At 68.9% G+C, this 18,585-nt stretch carries 15 protein-coding genes and 2 pseudogenes; 11 read left to right on the top strand and 6 right to left on the bottom strand.

Annotated features, from left to right (window positions below; all coding sequences use genetic code 11):
• Nucleotides 1–1,100, top strand: a 1,100-nt coding sequence (locus tag FXN61_RS34260) for an aldehyde dehydrogenase family protein (RefSeq protein ID WP_167978095.1), incomplete at its 5' end; no start/stop codon positions are given.
• Between the two features lie 3 nt (nt 1,101–1,103).
• Here the strand turns inward: FXN61_RS34260 and FXN61_RS34255 are convergent.
• A complete protein-coding gene (locus tag FXN61_RS34255; RefSeq protein ID WP_167978094.1) occupies nt 1,104–2,171 on the bottom strand; it encodes an AraC family transcriptional regulator in 1,068 nt (355 codons plus the stop codon).
• Nucleotides 2,172–2,468: 297 nt separating this feature from the next.
• Here FXN61_RS34255 and FXN61_RS34250 point away from each other — a divergent pair, with 297 nt between their 5' ends.
• Nucleotides 2,469–3,743 carry a jacalin-like lectin gene (locus tag FXN61_RS34250; RefSeq protein WP_312878201.1) on the top strand — a complete coding sequence of 425 codons (1,275 nt, stop codon included), beginning with the start codon at nt 2,469–2,471 and terminating at the stop codon, nt 3,741–3,743.
• Nucleotides 3,743–5,344, top strand: coding sequence for a PHP domain-containing protein (locus FXN61_RS34245; protein ID WP_167978093.1), 1,602 nt, complete (start codon nt 3,743–3,745; stop codon nt 5,342–5,344). Before FXN61_RS34250 ends, FXN61_RS34245 begins: the two co-directional genes overlap by 1 nt.
• Nucleotides 5,345–5,478: 134 nt before the next feature.
• Here FXN61_RS34245 and FXN61_RS34240 read toward each other — a convergent pair.
• Nucleotides 5,479–5,607, bottom strand: a pseudogene (locus FXN61_RS34240) (nitroreductase/quinone reductase family protein); the annotation flags it as partial.
• A 292-nt stretch (nt 5,608–5,899) separates the two neighbouring features.
• Nucleotides 5,900–6,022: a hypothetical protein gene (locus FXN61_RS54725; protein WP_281360769.1), complete on the bottom strand. Its 123-nt coding sequence runs from the start codon at nt 6,020–6,022 to the stop codon at nt 5,900–5,902.
• A 983-nt stretch (nt 6,023–7,005) separates the two neighbouring features.
• Between FXN61_RS54725 and FXN61_RS34235 the strand changes: the two genes are divergently transcribed.
• The 4 genes from FXN61_RS34235 to FXN61_RS34220 all read left to right on the top strand — a co-directional run bounded on the left by FXN61_RS34235 (nt 7,006) and on the right by FXN61_RS34220 (nt 11,587).
• Entirely contained in the window at nt 7,006–7,755 is a 750-nt protein-coding gene (locus FXN61_RS34235) for a response regulator transcription factor (RefSeq protein WP_167978092.1), read from the top strand.
• A 544-nt stretch (nt 7,756–8,299) separates the two neighbouring features.
• Nucleotides 8,300–10,612, top strand: coding sequence for a S8 family serine peptidase (locus tag FXN61_RS34230; RefSeq protein WP_312878200.1), 2,313 nt, complete (start codon nt 8,300–8,302; stop codon nt 10,610–10,612).
• Nucleotides 10,593–11,462: a hypothetical protein gene (locus FXN61_RS34225; RefSeq protein ID WP_167978090.1), complete on the top strand. Its 870-nt coding sequence runs from the start codon at nt 10,593–10,595 to the stop codon at nt 11,460–11,462. The genes FXN61_RS34230 and FXN61_RS34225 overlap by 20 nt, the downstream gene beginning before the upstream one ends.
• Nucleotides 11,426–11,587 carry a hypothetical protein gene (locus tag FXN61_RS34220; RefSeq protein ID WP_167978089.1) on the top strand — a complete coding sequence of 54 codons (162 nt, stop codon included), beginning with the start codon at nt 11,426–11,428 and terminating at the stop codon, nt 11,585–11,587. The genes FXN61_RS34225 and FXN61_RS34220 overlap by 37 nt, the downstream gene beginning before the upstream one ends.
• 355 nt (nt 11,588–11,942) lie before the next feature.
• On the opposite strand, the gene FXN61_RS34215 is transcribed toward FXN61_RS34220, so the two are convergent.
• The 3 genes from FXN61_RS34215 to FXN61_RS34205 all read right to left on the bottom strand — a co-directional run bounded on the left by FXN61_RS34215 (nt 11,943) and on the right by FXN61_RS34205 (nt 13,297).
• A complete protein-coding gene (locus FXN61_RS34215; protein WP_188135799.1) occupies nt 11,943–12,464 on the bottom strand; it encodes a PPOX class F420-dependent oxidoreductase in 522 nt (173 codons plus the stop codon).
• Nucleotides 12,465–12,696: 232 nt separating this feature from the next.
• Nucleotides 12,697–12,828 carry a hypothetical protein gene (locus FXN61_RS54720; protein ID WP_281360768.1) on the bottom strand — a complete coding sequence of 44 codons (132 nt, stop codon included), beginning with the start codon at nt 12,826–12,828 and terminating at the stop codon, nt 12,697–12,699.
• Nucleotides 12,829–12,883: 55 nt separating this feature from the next.
• Complete coding sequence (locus FXN61_RS34205) at nt 12,884–13,297, bottom strand: RidA family protein (protein ID WP_312878199.1); 414 nt, start codon at nt 13,295–13,297, stop codon at nt 12,884–12,886.
• A gap of 51 nt (nt 13,298–13,348) precedes the next feature.
• Here FXN61_RS34205 and FXN61_RS34200 point away from each other — a divergent pair, with 51 nt between their 5' ends.
• From FXN61_RS34200 to FXN61_RS34190, 4 genes and pseudogenes are all read left to right on the top strand, one after another.
• Nucleotides 13,349–13,960 (top strand): TetR/AcrR family transcriptional regulator, encoded by a 612-nt coding sequence (locus FXN61_RS34200; RefSeq protein WP_167978086.1) that lies wholly within the window; start codon nt 13,349–13,351, stop codon nt 13,958–13,960.
• Between the two features lie 178 nt (nt 13,961–14,138).
• Complete coding sequence (locus FXN61_RS54715; RefSeq protein ID WP_281360767.1) at nt 14,139–14,264, top strand: hypothetical protein; 126 nt, start codon at nt 14,139–14,141, stop codon at nt 14,262–14,264.
• Between the two features lie 98 nt (nt 14,265–14,362).
• A complete protein-coding gene (locus tag FXN61_RS55830; RefSeq protein ID WP_167978085.1) occupies nt 14,363–17,821 on the top strand; it encodes a tetratricopeptide repeat protein in 3,459 nt (1,152 codons plus the stop codon).
• Nucleotides 17,739–18,585 (top strand): annotated as a pseudogene (locus tag FXN61_RS34190) (CHAT domain-containing protein); the annotation flags it as partial. The gene FXN61_RS55830 and the pseudogene FXN61_RS34190, both read left to right, overlap by 83 nt.

Raw genomic sequence — 18,585 nt, 5'->3', positions numbered from 1 at the left:
CGGACAAGGTCTTCGGCCGGGTCGCGCCCACCGGGCCCGGTCACCTCGGCGTGATCACCCGTGAGCCCGTCGGCGTGGTCGCCGCGATCCTGCCGTGGAACTACCCGCTCGCCATGACCGCGTGGAAGGTCGGTCCCGCGCTCGCCGCCGGGAACTGCCTGCTGGTCAAGCCGGCGGAGCAGACCCCGCGTTCGGCGCTGCACCTGGCGCGCCTCGCGGAAGAGGCAGGATTGCAGGAGGGCGTGCTGACAGTGCTTCCCGGGCTCGGTGAAGTCGCGGGCGCGGCACTCGCACGGGATCCGATCGTGGGAGCGTTGTCGTTCACCGGATCGACCGCGACCGGACGCCTCGTCCTCGCCACGACCGCGCTCACGAACTTCAAACGCGTGTCGCTGGAGATGGGTGGCAAGAGCCCGCAGGTGCTGATGGCGGACGCGCTCGGCTTCGGTGACGAGCTCGTGCAGAACATGATCGACGCCGCGTTCCTCACCACGGGCCAGAACTGCACCGCCGGCTCCCGCGTCCTGGTGCACCAGGACATCGCCGACGAGGTGCTGGACCGGTTCGTCGCGGCCGTCGACGCACTGGTCATCGGCGCTCCCGCCGATCCTGCTACCCGGATCGGGCCGCTGATCAGCCGTGCCGCCAGGGATCGCGTCGCGAACGCGGTGGAGGAAGCCCGTGCGGCCGGTGCCCGCGTGCACGCCGCGGAGTTGCCGGACGGTCTGCACCCCGATGGCGCGTATTACCCGCCGACCGTCGTCACCGACGTTCCGGCAGGGACGCCGATGCTCACCGACGAGCTGTTCGGGCCGGTCGTCAGCGTGCAGACCTTCGCCACCGCGGAGGAAGCGGTCAGGCTGGCGAACGACACCGAGTACGGCCTCGCCGCGTCGGTGTGGACGCGGGACATCGACCTCGCATGGCGGCTGGCGCGCGGCATCCAGGCCGGCGTCGTCTCCGTCAACTCCTACAGCGAGGGCGACATCACCACGCCGTTCGGCGGCTGGAAGCAGTCGGGGTTCGGTGGAGCGGAGAAGTCCACGACCGCGTTCGACCAGTGGACCAGGGAGAAGACCGTGTGGATCCGGACGCGGTGAGGGTCATCCCTCCTGATCGAGCACGGTCCCGCGCAGCTGCAACGGGGTCATGTCGTGCCACCGCCTGATCGCCCGCCGCAGCACGCGGACGTCGGAGAAACCGACACGGCGGGCGATGTCGGTGAGCGTCAGGTCCGGCTGACGCAGCAACTGTTCGACCCGCTCCCGCCGCACACCGTCGGCGAGTGCCTCGTAGGTCGTGCCGCACTCGGCGAGGCGGCGGCGCAGCGTGCGTTCTCCTGCGGCGTGCTTGCGCGCCTGCTCGGCGAAGCTCGGCACGGTGGGCAGGCTCTGCGCGATCGAGACCTCCAGCACCTCCAGCAGGTCCTGGCGGGAGCGGCGGGACGCCATCTGGCCGTCCAGCAGCTCCAGCGTGGAGGAGAAGGTGACGGGGTCGCGAGCGGGCATCTCGGTGCGCACCCACGCCGCGGGGAACACGAAACCGTTGCGCGGAGCGGAGAAGTGGACGGGGCAGCGGAACAGGTCGGCGAACGGCGCGGTGTCCGGCGGGGCGGGAAAGGCGAACTCCACCTGCCGTGGCCGGAACTCGTCGCCCAGCACGAGCCGGGTGACCGCGACGACGCTCGCGAAGGCCTCCTGGGCCAGGAACGCGCCGACGCCAGGATCCACCGCCGGGTCAGGCAGATCCGCCCACAGCGTGAAGCCGGCGTCGCCCTGCCCCACCGACCACACCACCATCGCACCGGAGAGGTTCTGAAACCGCACGCCCGTCCTGACGGCGTCTCCCAGGGTGTCGGCGGCCATGAGGGCGAACCCGATCAGGCCCCACGCGGTCGGATGCTGCCTGCCGCCGACCCGCAGCCCGAGGTGGTCGTCCCCGGTGAGCCGCAGGGTGCGCCGGACGACCTCGCTGCCCTGGCGGTAGGACACCCGCAGGTCCGCCGATCCCAGCACCGCCTCGTCCAGCCCGACGTGGGCGAGCGCGGGCCCCAGATCGACGCCGAGCTCACCGATGACCGCGGTGAGGTGGCGCAGGATGATCGGTGGGATGGTCGCGGACGTGCTGCGGTTGGTCGGGTGCACGGTGGTCTGCGGCGGCTCGGCGGACATCGCTCGGTTCCTTTCTCCGATCACTGCGCTCCGGCAAGAGACGCGCATCATGCCTCGTCGCCCGTTCGCGGGAACAGTGCGGGCCGAAAGGCTGATCCACATAGGACTTCTCGCTCGAAATGCCGCCGCCGGCCTTCGTTGCTTTGTGTACACGGTGTTGTCATGTCCACGATATATGAAAGTTTCTCGCGTTGTTTTAGCCTCGCGGCGTCGTGCTCGAAGTGAGTCAGGAGTCGTGCGGTGAGAATGGTCCGGTTGGTCAAAACTGTTGCTGCTGTTGGCTTATCGGCCGCCAGCGTGCTGTCCGGGGCCGTGGTCCCCGCTGCGGCCGCACCACCGTCGGGCGGGACGTTCTCGGTGCTGAGCTACAACGTCGCGGGCCTGCCGGAAGGGCTGTCCAGTGGCAACCCGAAGGTGAACACCCCGATCATCGGCCAGCGGATCAGGCCGTACGACATCGTGCACGTGCAGGAGGACTTCAACTACCACGCGTCGCTCTACGCCAACAACACGCACCCGGTCCGCACGCCCACCAGTGGCGGCGTCCCGTTCGGCGACGGGCTCAACACGCTGTCCAACCACCCGTACACGGACCTCACCCGCGACAAGTGGGACAAGTGCAACGGCACGGACTGCTTGACCCCCAAGGGTTTCACCTGGTCCCGAGTCCAGGTGGCCGAGGGTGTGCTGATCGACTTCTACAACGTGCACGCCAACGCCGGCTCGAACGAGCCCGACCTGGCCGCCCGGCGGGCCAACATCAGTGAGCTGTCGCGGTTCATCACCGCCAACTCGGCCGGCAACGCCGTCGTCGTCGCGGGCGACACCAACACCCGCTACACCCGCAGTGGTGACAACATCCGCGAACTCCTCACCGCCAACGGCCTGACCGACGCCTGGGTGCAGGAGGAGCGTGGTGGCGTCCCGCCCGCCGCCGGCAGCCCCACCATCGGGTGCGACGACCAGAACATCACCGACGCGTGCGAGGTGGTGGACAAGATCCTCTACCGCGGCAACCGGTACATCACGCTGAACCTGAGCCGGTACGGCAACGAGAACGCGGCCTTCCGCACCGCCGACAACAAGATGCTGTCCGACCACTACCCGATCGCGGCGGACTTCCGGTGGACGCTCAACCCCGCGCTGTCGCTCAGTGACGCGTTCGGCGGACCGCACGGCACGCCGTTCACCGACGTCGCCTCGGTTCCGTTGGCGCAGCGCGTCACCAAGCTGGGCCTCCGCGCGGGTGCGCGCGTTGACCAGGTCGGTCTCACGCTCGCCGATGGCACCTCCTACTCCCACGGCGGTAACGGCGGCACGGCGCAAGAGCTGACACTGGCCGAGGGGGAGTACCTGAAGTCCGTCACTCTGCACTCGGCCCAGCGCAACGGGCACACGAGGATCTTCTACGCCGGCTTCGCGACGAACACGGGTCGCACCCTGTCCGGCGGAAGCCAGACGTCCAGCTCCGTCACGTTCACCGCGCCCGCGGGCTGGCAGATCGCCGGCTTCCACGGTCGCTCCGGTGCCGAGGTCGACTCGCTCGGCGTGATCTACACCAGGATCGCGTGATGGCGGGGCAGACAGACCGGCGCGGGTTCCTGATCGGCACCGGGCTCGCCGCAGGAGCCGTGCTCGGCAGCACGCCGGCACACGCGCACGAGGAGCGGCGCGACGGTTACCTGTGGCTTGCTGGCGACCACCACGTCCACAGCCAGTACAGCAACGACGCGATGTACCCGGTGGCCACGCAGGTGGCACGGGCGGCCAGGCACGGCCTGAGCTGGTTGACGATCACCGACCACGGCAACGTCCCGTTCGCGAAGTTCAGCGTCCCTCCGCTGACGGCGGACATCGCGGCCGCGCGACGCGAGTACGAAGACATGCTGGTGTTCACCGGGCTCGAGTGGAACATCCCGGCGGGCGAGCACACCACGCTGATGCTCGCACCCGGCCGCAACGAGGCGAGCCTGCTGCAGGAGTTCGTCACCCGGTTCGACGCGCGGGTGAACGGCACCCGTGACGGCACGCCCGCCAACGAGGCGATCGCGTTGCAGGCTTTGAAGTTCCTGAAGGACGCGGTGGCCGCCTGCCGGATCGACGACGCCCTGGTGCTGCCCAACCACCCGTCGCGGCTCGGCATCAACTCCCCGCAGGAGACCAGGAACTGGCGCGACGCCGCACCCGGCGTCGTGATCGGCATGGAGGGCGCACCGGGGCATCAGGCGGCCGGCCTGCCCGCACCGGGCATGGCCCGTGGCCGCGGGTTGTACGACTCGGCCCCCGGCAAGTTCTCCTTCCCCGGCTATCCCGCGGAGAGCTACCGCACCTGGGGTGGGTTCGACTGGACCGCGGCCACCGTCGGCGGCCTCTGGGACAGCCTGCTCGCCGAGGGCAAACCGTGGTGGATCACCACCACCTCGGACGGCCACCAGGGTTGCGGGGACTGGATGAAGAACCCGGTCGACCGGCTGGACCAGCAAGGCTACGACGACATCCCGTACGACAGCGACGGGCACACGTTCACCAACACCGGCCGTTTTCCCGACCCGGTCAACGCCGGCCGCCCGATCGTCGAGTACAGCTCGTTCCCGCCCGGCGCCTACAACAAGACCTGGGTGGGTGTCACCGGGCGCGGGTACCGCGAGGTGATGCGGGCGATGCGGGCCGGCCGGATGTGGGTCGGTCTCGGCGACCTGGTGTCCGGTGTGGACGTCCGGCTGCGCAGGCGCGGGTCGCACGGGCCGGGCGTGGCGATGGGAGGCACGCTGCGGGCGCGCCGCGGTGAGGTCGTGGAAGTGGTGATCAGGATCGACCTGGCCGACCGCCCGAACTTCGCGGGTTTCGTGCCGAAGCTCGCCAGGGTCGACCTGATCGTCGGCGGGATCACCGGTCCTGCCGCGGATCGGTCGGCACTGCACACGCCGCACACCAAGGTCGGGAGGTCCTGGGACGTCCGGCAGCGGACCGGCACCGTCGAGCTGGTCCACCGGATCACCGTCGACGGACCGTTCTACGTCAGGGTCCGCGGCACCGACGGCAAGCGAAGCGCGCCCGGCTACCACGGTGCCGGGGTCGATCCGGCCGGTCCCGCGCTGGACCTGGTCGGCAAGTCGGACCCGTGGGAGGACCTCTGGTTCTACTCCAACCCGGTTTTCACGACGACCAGCTGAACAGCGGTGGGTACCGCGCCGGGGAGTTGTGCGGCGCGGTACCCGATCGGATCAGGGTGTCTGATCCTGCGGCGGTGACCACGACGCGGGCACGCCCAGCGTGGCGGATCGGCTGAGCACTCGCGGCTTGCCCGTCACTTCGGGTCGAGCACGAAGACCGGGATCTGCCTGTCGGTCTTCGTCTGGTACTCGGCGTACGACGGGTAGGCCGCGACGGCCCGCTCCCACCACTCGGCCCGCTCGGCGCCGTCGACCTCGCGGGCGGGGTGATATCACGACGCATCCTGACCTTCGCTGTGACCGTCGCCCGCTCGTTCAGCAGGACCTCGACCTCGCCTTCGGGAGGCATCACGATCAGCGCCTGCCGGATCTGGTCAGCCGCGATCCCCGCCTCGCCGGAGTTCAGGTATGGCGTGATCCACAGGTCGAACATCTGCTGAAGGACCGTCTCACCAAAGGAATCCGGTGGCGGCGCGGTCTCACGCACATCACTCATGTCGTCGAGGCTAGGCGCACCTAACCTCGCTGAGCACGCGCATATCCAGACGCCAATGTTCATTCGCTGGCGACGTTCCGGTCGATCACGCGGTCCTTGGCTCGCCACACGATGCCCATCGCGCCTCGTCCGAGTTCCACGATCAGCGCGTACCGGTCCGCGATGATGCGCTGTTCCTCCACGTCCTCTCCCGCCCATGCCAGTGCCTGCCGGATCGCCGTTGTCCGGGGTGCCCCACGGTGCACTGCGACCGGGTCATGATTCATCCGTCAACTGACGGGGTTTCCCTCAAAGGGGTAGCGGCACGGGGCCGGACAGTCACCAAGCCGCGCGAGAAGCCTTAAGCCTTCGTCAAATCTCGCGGCAAGTTTAAACTAGACACGCATGTTCGTTGTTGCGGGCGAAAGCGAATGTGAAGGTGGTCGCCGACCTAGGAATCGATTGTTGGGATGTGACGAACGCCTCCATGTCGGAAATTTCCCCAGATTCCTGGTTTCAGCCACGCGGCCCTGTCGATGTCGGCGTGTGGCGCAAGGTTCGGGACAACGCGAATGTCACCACGGTCTCCGTGCACAGGCCCCGGCGTCCAACTCATCGCCTACGACGTCCGACGCATGCAGGTCGTGCCGGACCGGTACGGCACGCCGGGTGTCTGGGGTGCAGGAGTACACGATTGCCTTGGCGCTGAACGGGTTCGGCATCCCAAGTCGCAGGCTGACCGCGCTGTGGGCACGGGCTTGCAGGGGGTGAATTCCCTTTCAACAAAGGCTATCGGCTGCCGAGTGGTGACCAGCTGCACGTCCGCCTCGTGCGATCCGGCCGTCCCCACGCGACAATCGACGTCATCCACGGCGCCGAGCTGACGAATCAACTGAACTGGCCACTGCTCGCTCCGGGGCGTTCCCTGGCGCAGGCAGCGGGGAGATTCCTCGGCCTGGTCGACCCACTCCAGAACTGTCTTCCACTTGAACCGCGTCATGCCTGGCGCATCGAAACGTTCACGCGGCGGCACGCCTTCCTGAGCGACACATCGCACTGGCAGTTGTCGACCCCTGGACTTGCCGTGCACCTCGGGAACGCCGCAAGTGGAGGGCCGTCCCTACATCCGGAGACGCCGTGGTCGTCCTAACTTGTCAGCCAAGTCGGACACATCGGAGGAACACCTGTGCGTGTGCTGCTGGTAGAGGATGACGACCGCGTGGCGCACGCGTTGGTGCCCATCCTGGTTCGGAACGGATGCGCGGTGCACCGGCAGGCGAGCGGACGAGATGTCATCGGGCTGCTTGACGGGTTTGATGTCGTCCTACTCGACCTTGGACTGCCCGATGTGGATGGTCTGGTCCTGTGTCGACGGATTCGTGCGGCCGGAAGCGTCGCGATCATCGTGGTGTCCGCAAGACGTGAGATCGACAACCGTGTCCAGGCGTTGTACGCGGGCGCGGACGACTACCTGGCCAAGCCATTCGACGTGGGCGAACTGGTTGCCAGGATGCACACCGTGCGCCGGAGACGGCGCCGCCCTGAAGCCTGTGATGCCGGCGTGCTCGAGGCGGCCGACATCCGGATCGACCAGGCGCGCAAGGAGGTCACGGTCGCAGGCGTGCCGGTGACGTTGACCCCCAAGGAGTTCCGACTGCTCAAGGCGATGATGGCTGCAGGCGGTGCCGTGTGTACGCGGCAGCGCCTGCTCGATGCAGTGTGGGGGCGCAGTTGGGCGGGCGCGAACCGGACGCTCGAGGTGCACATCGCGACGCTCCGCACGAAGCTGGGACGCCCGGACATCCTGGTGACCGTTCGAGGTGTTGGCTACCGGCTGGGAGTTCGCCACAGCGGCTCACAGAAACCGGTTCATCCACAGCCGTTGGCGAACCGTCCGACCGTTCAAGGTAGTGATGTAACAGTCATCGCGTCGTAGCTCAGGAAGTGTGAGCGGACACCGACTCGCGGCGCTGGCCCTGGCCGACAGGTACTTCGATCGCGAACTCGGGTAGAGCAGGGGAAGAGCGCTTGATCGCGCGACCGCGTGGCTCAAGCTGGGCGGTGCGAGCAGGAGCCAAGCTCTAACTAACTGCGAACCTCGATGGAAGCGATGCGCGCCCTCAAACGACGGTTATCGAACGTCATCTACGCCCGCATGCTCGCCGACCAGAAACGACGTGAGGCGGCAGGCCCGGGAGGGCACTCGGGGACGACTCTGCAATCCAGCGTGACCGGCCTGACCCCGGACGCCGGCCCTTCGGACAAGCCACAACCCGAACCTGCGACCCGCAAGCCTACCCTCGCCAGGGCCACCCCTTGACATAAAGGGGAGCCATGACAGGACGTCGACGGATAGGAAAGCGCTTACAGGGGTGTCGGTCATTCGGTGGTGGACGTCGCGAGTACCCTCGAAATGGCCGTCGCACTCCCGATTCACCTGTCACAGCACCGAGTTCGGTTCCTGATGAGGTGGGATCACCGTGAGACGCTCGTTGGCACTCGTAGCCTCCTTGATCGCGGCGATTATCGTCGCGTCTCCGTCAGCATCCGCCCAGAGCCCGCAGCAGCCCGTGATCGTGGTGTTGCAGGACCAGTATGAAGACGTGTCGGCCACTGCCTCGGACACCCCCCGACGACAAAGCCTGACCAAGACCGACCAGCAGCCGCTCGTGCAGCTCGCGCGCGGTGCGGGTGCGGAGGACGTTAAGCAGTTCAGCGTGATCAACGGTTTCGCGGCTTCGATGTCGCCCGCTGCACAGGACCTCCTGGCGGCTGATCCGCGCGTCCGGGCGGTGGTGCCCGATCGCGTGATCAAGCTGCCGAGCCCGGTCAAGCGCGGCGGCGCCGGGACCGGCGCTCCCGATCAGCGCATCTGCCCCTCCGACCCGGCCGAACCGCTGCTCGAGCCGGAGGCGTTGCAGCTCACGCACACCGCGTTCGAGGACCGTTCCGTCCCGCAGGCGCAGAACCTCGCCACTGGCAAGGGTGTCAAGGTCGCGTTCCTGGCCGATGGCATCGACATCGACAACGCCGACTTCGTGCGGCCGGACGGCAGCCGCGTCATCGTGGACTACCAGGACTTCACCGGTGAGGGCGTCAACGCTCCCACCGCGGGTGGTGAGGCGTTCGGTGACGCGAGCTCGATCGCGGCACAGGGCCGCCGGACCTACGATCTGGCCGACTTCGCGCACCCCGCCTCGCCGCTGCCGAAGGGCTGCACGATCCGCATCCGCGGGATCTCGCCCGGTGCGTCGCTGGTCGCGTTGAAGGTGCTCTCGGACGTGGGCGGGTCGACGTCCAGCATCGTGCAGGGCGTCGAATACGCCGTCACCGTCGCCAGGGTCGACGTGATCAACGAGTCGCTCGGCGCCCACCCCGTGCCGGACAACCAGAACGACCCTCTTTCGCTGGCCAACCGTGCCGCGGTGGCCGCGGGCATCACGGTGACCGCGGCCAGCGGGGACGCAGGCATCAACGGCACGGTCGGCGCTCCCGCCGGTGACCCGCAGGTCATCAGCGTCGGCGCGTCGACCAGTCAGCGCATCTTCGCGCAGCTGCGGCGCAACATGCCCGGCTTCCGCGGCGGCTGGGTGAGCGACAATGTCGCGGCCATCAGCTCCGCGGGCATCACCGAGCGGGCCGAGGTGATCGACCTTGTGGCGCCCGGCAACAGCGGGTGGTCGGTCTGCACGCCCGATGTCGAGATGTTCGCCAGCTGTATCGACGCCGCGGGCGAACCGTCGCCGATCCGGGAGTTCGGCGGCACCAGCCAGTCCGCCCCGTTCACCGCGGGCGCGGCCGCGCTGGTGATCGAGGCGTACGCGGCGACACACCGGGGGGTGAAGCCGAGCCCCGCGCTGATCAAGCGGATTCTGACCAGTACGGCCACCGACCAGAACGACCCGGCGGACCGGCAGGGCGCCGGTCTGCTCAACACGTTGCAGGCCGTGCTCGCCGCGCAGTCCATTCAGGACAGTCACGGCACGTCGCAGCCCAAGGGCGACAACCTGCTGGTCGACCGCACCCAGCTCTCCGTCACCGCCGCGCAAGGTGCCGAGCGCACGGTTCCGTTGCGGGTCACCAACATCGGCGCGAACATCCAGGCCGTGAAGGCACACAACCGCGTGCTCAACCGCACCGTGTCGGACGAACGCGGCAGCGCGACGCTGGACGCACGCAGTCCAGGCGCCGCCACGTGGGTCGACGAGTTCGGCACCCGGCGCGCTTTCGTCACCAGAACGTTCACCGTGCCACCCGGTGCAGCGCACCTCGACGCGTCGATCGCCTTCACACCACCGACACCGCGGGCGGTCACGCTGCGCCTGCTCGACCCCGACGGCCGGATCGTCGGCGACTCGTCGCCGCAGGACCCAGGCGGCTTCGGCCACATGGACGTGCACAACCCGACGCCGGGCAGGTGGACGGCGATCTTCGACGCCATCGTGGCCGCCAACGGGTTCCGCGGCACCGTGCGGTTCGGGTTCCGCACCTCTGCCTACGGCACCATCGGTACCGTCACCCCGGCCGCGCTCGTCCTGCGACCGGATGAGAGCGGCACCTTCCACGTCACCGCTGACATCCCCGAGCGGGCAGGCGATCTGAGCGCCGCGGTGCAACTGGACTCGTCGTCACGCGACCGGCGGCTCGCGGTGCCCCTGACGTTGCGTGGCCTGATCTCCACCAAGGGCGGTAAGGGCACCTTCAGCGGCGTCCTCACCGGTGGCAACGGCCGGGAGGAAGGCCCGGCGCAAGCCACCCCGCTACCGCTTCGACGTGCCGCGCGGGCAGCGTGACTTCGGCATCAACGTCAGGCTGAGCGGCGATCCGAACCAGCTGGTGTTCGGCTTCCTGGAGAGCCCGGACGGCCAGTTGCTCAGCCAGCAGAGCAACGTGACCGCCGTCGATCCCGAAGGCAACCCGATCTTCATCCGCGAGCTGCAGGAGTTCCGCCGCGACCCCGCACCGGGCAGGTGGACGTTCACCGTGGTCGCGCCGAACCCGGTGGCAGGCACGGCGATCAGCCAGGATTTCACCGGCACGCTGCAGTTCAACCTCATCGAGGCGTCCGCGACCGGACTGCCGGCCAGTCCCGGCACGGTGCTGCCCGCCGGGCAACCCACGCTCGCACGGGTGACCGTGCGCAACACCGGCATCGCACCACAACCGTTCTTCGTCGACGCCCGCTCGACCGCCACCGGCGATCTGCGGCTGGTCACCGAGGACGACGAGACGGGCGTGCCGTTCCCGCAGGAGGAATCCCTCGACTACCAGGTGCCGCCACTCACCACCCGGCTCACCGCCACGGTCGCCGCCACCGCGCCCGTGCACGTCGAGCTGAGGAGCATCACCGGGCAACCCGAGGCCCTCGGGAGGTCGAACGCGCAGAACGTCGCGACGGCGTCCATCCGGGCGGCCGAGGTGCAACCAGGACCGTGGGCCGCGCTGGCCAGCCTGGTGGGCCCGTTCCCACCGGACGGTGCACCGCCGGCCACCGCGGACTACCGCGCCGTGGCGCGCACGCAACTGTTCGACGATGCGGTGACGTCGTCCACCGGCAACGTGTGGCTGGCGGCGGTCCGGCCGGACCGCCGAAGTTCACTCCGCTGGTGCTGGACCCCGGCGAGACCGGCACCATCACGGTGACGATCACACCACGCGGCCCCAGGGGGACCGTGGTCTCCGGCGTGCTGTACCTCGACGACTTCAACGAGTTCTCCGGGACCGGCGACGAGCTGAGAGCGTTCCCGTACACCTACACCATCGGCTGACGACACGACGAGGGGCATCTGGAAGGTGGAGCGGACTCCTCCTTCCGAATGCCCTTGCCCGCACTGACTTTCCGCGCACGCTCGAACCGCTGGCGGGCATTGGTTCCCGCTCCCGGCTCCGGCGCCCGCCGAAAGCGCTGCAGCTGAAATCCAGGCAAGCCGAGCCCTTCCGGCCAGATGAAGCGAACGCCATCGGTCAGCTCCGCACTCCCGTTCGCCTGCCCGCAGATGCGACAAAGTGACGTGCCGGCGGCGACGAACACGCTCCCGCCACGAAGATGTTCCACCGCTCGATCGTGAGCGGTCTCTTCGGCAGAAGAGGGCGCGTCGATGGTTGAGGGGAGTGCTTCGCGTCTCAGGACGACGGCAGAATTCCACGCCGGAAAGGCTCGACTCCGACAACGTGGCGAACGCGTGTCGGCTCGACAAGGATCTTGACGCGCTGCTCTCCTGGGATCCGCCATTCGAAACGATCGGTCCCGACGTACTTTTTCGCCAACTCGTCCATGCACCGCTCCGCATCAGCGCCCTCGACGAACTCGACGGCTCGGCCTCGAATCACGACCCGGTCGTACGGGTTGTCCGTATCCACGCACGACAGCGAAACCCGAGGATCACGGCGCAGGTTCTCTTCTTTCACGCGGCCGACAGCGGTGTTGAAGACGATGTAGTCGCCTTCGACGTCGATCCACATGGGCGACACGTGCGGTGAACCATCCTGGTTCACCGTGGCCAAGTGCCAGAAGTTCGGCGCCGTGATCCACGTCCGCACCTGTTCGCTCAATCCAGTCACGTGGCCCTCCAGCGAGGTCGCGGTCAGAACAACGATTGTCGCGCAGGTGCTCACCTCGGCAAGCCTGGGTAGCGCCGAAGGCATGCGATGAACCGACGCACACGGCACGTTCGGCTGTCCCGGACCAGGTCGTGGCGTCGGCCTCCACGAACTCGATCCGCTCGTCGAGGCCACGTTGCCGCGCCAGCATCCGCCCACGCTGCAAGGCAACCGGGTCGGTGCGCACCCCGACATCCCGCACGACGTGGTCCTCACCGTCGGACGGCGAATCACCGCCGGCCCGCTCGACAGCGCGCATCAACAACTCGCCCCATCCTCAGCCCAGATCGACCACCCGCGTACCGGAGTCGAGGGCCAGCCGGTCCAGCAGCAGATCGGCGTGAGCCACCGAAAGCGGTGCGTTCCACCGCATACGGGCACGCCGCAGCAGAGCAAGATCATCGTCCATACGCGACACCTTCGCCTACCCGGAACACCCTGTCACGCGAACATGCACCTGGGTGTCAGTCGATGATCGCGGTGGCTTCGACCTCGACCAGCAGGTCGGGTTCACCCAGCGCGGCAACGCCCAGCAGGGTGATCGGCTTGACCGGGTCGACCCCCAGCTTCGCGGCCGCCCTGGTCACGCCTTCGCCCAGCAACGGCATCTTGTCGGGAGACCAGTCGACCACGTAGATGGTCAGCTTCGCCACGTCGTCGAATGATCCGCCGATGCCGGCCATGGCTGTGCCGATGTTGAGGTAGGCCTGTTCGACCTGTGCGGCCAGATCTCCCTCGCCGATCGGGTTTCCCGCGGCGTCGCGGGCCACCTGCCCGGCCAGGAACACCAGCCTCGACCCGGTGGCGATCGACAGCTGCCGGTACACCTCGGGTTTGGGCAGTCCGTCCGGGTTGACCCAGCTCCAAGCACTCCTCACTCGCACAAGATCGACAAACCTAAACATAGCATTGCCATGTATTGTGGCGCCATGGTCAGGACGAAAAACCCCGCGGTCCGCACTCAGCTGATCGAGCGGGCCGCGCAGATGGTGCGAGCTCGGGAGCCGGTCACCCTGCGCTCGGTCGTCGCGGGTACCGGCCTGTCGACCATGGCCGTCTACACCTACTTCGGCGGGATGGACGGTCTGTGGCAGGCGATGCGTCAGGAGGGGTTCACCCGCCTGGCCGCCAAGCTCAACGCGGTCACGCTGACCGCGGACCCGGTCCGCGACCTCGCTGCCCTGGGGGTCGCATACGTGTCCAACGCCCTGGCCAACCCCGACCTCTACCGGGTCATGTTCGACGCCGGCTTTGAACTCGAGGACCACGCAGTCGCGGACGAAACCCTGCACTCCCTGGTGCGCGCCGTCGAACGGGCCAAAGACATCGGCCGGTTCCGCCCCGACGTCGACCCCCTGGCCCTCGCCACACAAAGCTGGACCATCGGACACGGACTGGTGTCCCTCGTGGCGACCGGCCCCCTGCCGCGCCAAGCACTCGACCACGGCGCACCCATGCTCATCGCCCTGTTCACCAGTTGCGGCGACGATCCCGACACCTGCAGGCAGTCCGTCGAGCTCGGCTGGCCCGCCAGCACCTGACATCCGCTCGTCGGCAGAAGCGGATGTCCGGCAGGCACGTGCTGATCACGAGCCGGCGCACCACCGGCTGGCACGAACTACCACGCCGATCGACATCGACGTTCTGGAAGCGGAGCATGCGGTCGCGCTGCTGACGAAGATCCTTCGGCCCCTGCTTCCGCGGTCATCGAGGGGTGCCTTGGCTGCGTGGGAGCACTTGAGGTGTCTGCCGCTGACGATCGAACAAGCCGGCGCCTACACGGCCGAGACCGGCCCCACTCCGGTCGAGTACCTCGACATCCTGTCCCACCGTCCGCACATGTGAGGCTTTCTCTTGTTCTGCAAAGGAATCCGGAGTTCCGACGACGGGGCGCCGGCACTCGGTAAGTTGCCGCCGGAAACAGTGGTGAACGGGAGGTCCGGGTGCGGGAGCAGTTGGTCGAGGCGATTCTCGCGCGGTTCGAGGAGATGCACCGGACGGGTAACTCCGCCGCAGTCCTGGCCGAGGACGCGCTCGACGAGGCGAACCTGCTCCGGCTGCGGGTCTCCGGACCTGCGTCGACGCCAGACCTGCCCATCGACGTAGTCGCGCTGACGGTGATCGGGCGGCTCCACCTGTTCCGGCACCGCGCACGGCAGGGAACGGAGGATCTGGAGGACGCCCTGCTGTTCTTGGGCGCGGTGTACCGGGTCGCACCCGACTCGTTGCCGGACCAGGTGCGCCAGTTGCTCGACCACACGCCGGAGATCACCGAGCCGGACGACCGTGTGTTCGGGTACAGCGACGATCCGGACGCCTACACCGTCCAGGGCGGTGCGCTGTACGAGTGGTACGAGGAGCACGGCGACGTGGATGCGCTGGAGGCGGCCGTCCGGGTCTACCGCGCGGCCGTCGTCGTCGCCGACCGGTCGAGGAGCGCCCGGTGCCTGCGGAGCCTGCACACGGCCCTCGTCGAGCTCGCCCAGGCGACCGACGATCCAGAGGCGGCCCGCGAGGCCGCCGACGTGGCACGGGCGCTCGCCGAGTCGGGCACCGACGTGGCGTCTCCTGCCGAAGGCAGGGCGACCAGCCTCGCGAACCTCAGCGGCACGCTCCGGGTCGAGTTCACGCGCACCGTGGACGAGGCGGTGATCAACGAGTCGATCACGACCGCGAGGGCCGCCGTCGAGGCCGCCGAGGACGACGAGCAGCGCGGGCACGCGTTGACGCAGTTGTCCGCATCCCTGGAAACCCGGTACGAGTACCTGAACGACTACGAGGCGTTGCGCGAGTCGGTCGACGTCGGCCGGGCCGCGATCGCGGCCGACCCGAGTTCGGTCCCGACCGTCGCCAACCAGGCCGTTTTCCTTCGGGAACTGTTCCTGCGCACCAAGGATGCCGCGCTCCTGAACGAGTCGCTGGCCGCGCACGCGAGGGTCCTGCGCGCAACGCCGGACACCCACGCGTCCCTGAACTCCCGGCTCATGAACGCGGCGAACACGCTGCGCGTGGTCTACCGGTGTACCGAAGACCCCTCCCCGGTGCTGGATGCCATCGACGTCCTGGAACACGACGCCGAGGAGGAGGTTGGGCTCGGCGACGTCGCGATGCTCGCTGACGCGCTTGTGGACTTGGCCGAGCGGACCGGGGACGAGGACATCCTGCGCGAGGGAATCGCGACCTGCCGGACGGTCTTGGCCGAACTGGACGACGATGAACCGTTGCGCGGCGAACTCCTGTACTCGCTCTCCGCCGCGCTTCACCAGCTGACGTGGCACAACAAGGACCCTCACGTCCTGCACGAGGCCGTGGACACCGCACGGGAGGCGGTTGGGTTCGACGACGAGCACGACATCGAGTTCGCCCGGCGATCGACCCACCTCGGATTCGTGTTGCGCGAGGCGTTCGAGGCGACCCGCGAACACGCCCTGCTCACCGAAGCCTGGACCGCCTTGACCTGTGCGTTGGCGCTGACCACGCCGGATGTGGTCGAGGCGGTCCTCGGCCACCGCGAGGAGACGGGCGCCGACGTGGTTGAGGACGACCGCGTGATGGAACTGTGGATCCTGGAGCGCGTCGCGATCTTGGCCGCACCAAAGGTGCGCGGGATGCACCGCGCCGACCTCGTGCGTCACTGGGGCCGCGTTGGTGAGAGCGCGCACGCCGTGGCGCTCGAACTCGCCCAGGAATTCACGACGGCCCGCGACGATCTGATGGGGCACGGGTTCTCCGCGACCGAGCGATCGGACCTGATCACCGCCCTGCGCAAGCGCGTGAACGCGTTCCATGACACCCTCGATGCCGACGAGGTGCTCGTCCCCGAAGCGCTCGACGAGCTGGTCGACCTGCTGTGCGCGGTGCCCGACCCGCTCGACGACGTGGAGGTCATGCAGACGGCCGGGTGGCTGCTGTGGTTGAGACTCGCCGCGCGTGGCAGGCCCGAGGACGGCACGGAGCTGACGGTCGGGCTCGACCTGCTCGCGCCTCTCTACTGGATGGGCGGTCGGGCACACGTGCCGGCGTTGATCGCCGAACGCTTCGACGAGAACCCGCCCGCCGCACCGGACAGCGCCGCGACGCTCGGGAAGCTCGGCCGCCTCCAGTACGGGCAGGTCGACAGCGATCCGGACGCCCTGGACCGGGCCGTCCGGCTGTTCCGCCGGGCGATCGACCTCGCCGAGTACGGGCACGCCGAACTCCCGCGCTTGCGCACGAACCTCGGTACCGCACTGATGACCAGGTTCGACCGCGACGGCGACCAGGACGACCTGGACGAGGCCGTCGAGGAGTCCGAGGCCGCCGTCGCGGACGCCCCGCCGGGGGCTCCGATCCAGGCGATGTGCCTGTCCAACCTGGGCATCACCCTGCTGACTCGGGCCAAGCGGCTGAGCAGCCAACAGGACCTGGAGGACGCCGCCGCGGCCTGCCAGGCGGCGGTCGACGGATGGCCGGACCATCGCGACATCGAGGCGATGAACACCAACCTCGACACCACGCTGCGCGCCCTGGCGAACTTCCTCGGCCACGAGGCCGGCTTGAACGACCGGATCGACGCGACGTCCGATCCGGCCGAACTGTCCGACCTGCTGTGGAACCGGTTCCTCCTCACCGGTGACCCGGCGGACCTCGACCGAGCTGTGCGGGTGCGGCAGGACGCGCTCGACGCGGGCGAGTCACCGGCCGACCACCTTGAAGGCCTGGGCAACCTCCTCCGGGTCCGGTTCATCCACTTTGGACGGTCCGAGGACCTGGCCGCGTCCATTGCGGCGGGGCGGGCGGCGATCGAGGCGACGCCACCTGGCGACCCGGAACTCGTCGGGCGCAGGTCCACGCTGGCGAACGCCCTGTCCCAGCGGTACCAGAACGGTGGCCCGCAGGAGGACCTGGAGGAGGCCGTCCGGTACACCCGTGCCGCGGTGGCGTCGGACGCCGCGGCCTCGCCCACCGACCTGTCGAACCTCTGCCTGTCCCTCCGCCTGCTGTTCGAGCGCACCGACCGGATCGAGCACGTCGACGAGGCGGTCGAGGCCGGGCGGGCTGCCGTCGCGGCCGCACCGAATGGCACCCCGCTTCTCGGCGCCTACCTGGGCAACCTCGGCGGCGCGCTGGTGACCCGGTTCCGCCGCACGAGCGGTCAGGCCGACCTGGACGAGGCGATCGACGCGCTGCGCCGGTCCGTCGTCGGCCATGCCCGCGGCAAGCCTCGAACGGGGGATGGCGCTGGCCAACCTCTCGGCCGCGCTCCTCACCCGGTTCGAGTCCCGGCAGGACCCCGCCGACCTGGACGAGGCGATCGACACCGGCCGGCAGGCCGTCCAGGTGACCCTGCCCGGCCACACCAGCCGCGCGCTGCGCCTGTCGAACCTCGCGGCCGCCCTCGAAGTCCGGGGCAGCGGCGCTGACCTGGACGAGGCGCTGGAGGCGTGCCGGGCGGCCGTGCAGACTCTGGCTCCCGGTGATCCGCGCCGTGCGCCCGCGTTGCTGAATCTCACCCAGGTGTTGCTGCACCTGCACGACCAGTTCGGGCGACGGGAAACCCTCGACACCGCGGTCGACGCCGCCCGCGAGGCCGTGGCAGAACTCCCGATCGATCACCCGTCCCGTCCCCTGCACCTGATGTCCCTCGGCCACGTACTCCGCCGACGCAACACCGGGACCGGTACGGACCTGGAGCCCGCGCTCGCGGCACTCCGGGAGGCGGCGACGATCGACGTGGGCTCACCACACGTCCGCGCCTCGGTCGCCGCGGGGTGGGCCAGGCTGGCGGCGTCCGACGGGCGGTGGGCAGAGGCCGCCGAGGCGTACGGGACGGCGATCGATCTGATGGGGCGGACCGTGTCCCGATCCCTCACCCGGCGCGACCGTGAGGCGTTGATCGACGGTATGGCGGGTCTCGGCGCGGACGCCGCCGTGTGCTGCGTGCGCGCCGGATTGCCGACACGGGCGGTCGAGCTGTTCGAGCAGGGGCGTGGGCTGCTGCTCGGGCACGCGCTGGACAGCCGCACGGACCTCACCGCGCTTGCCGAGCGCCAACCCGCGTTCGCGACGATGTTCACCGAGCTGTGCACGGCGTTCGAGGGCTCCGACACGGACGTCGCGGCGCGGCGCGGGCTGGCCGCGCAGTACGACCGGTTGCTCGCGGACATCCGGATGCTGCCCGGTTTCG

Source organism: Lentzea indica, assembly GCF_012184385.1.
Classification (GTDB): domain Bacteria; phylum Actinomycetota; class Actinomycetes; order Mycobacteriales; family Pseudonocardiaceae; genus Lentzea; species Lentzea indica.
This window is presented reverse-complemented; position numbering and strand designations above follow the sequence as displayed.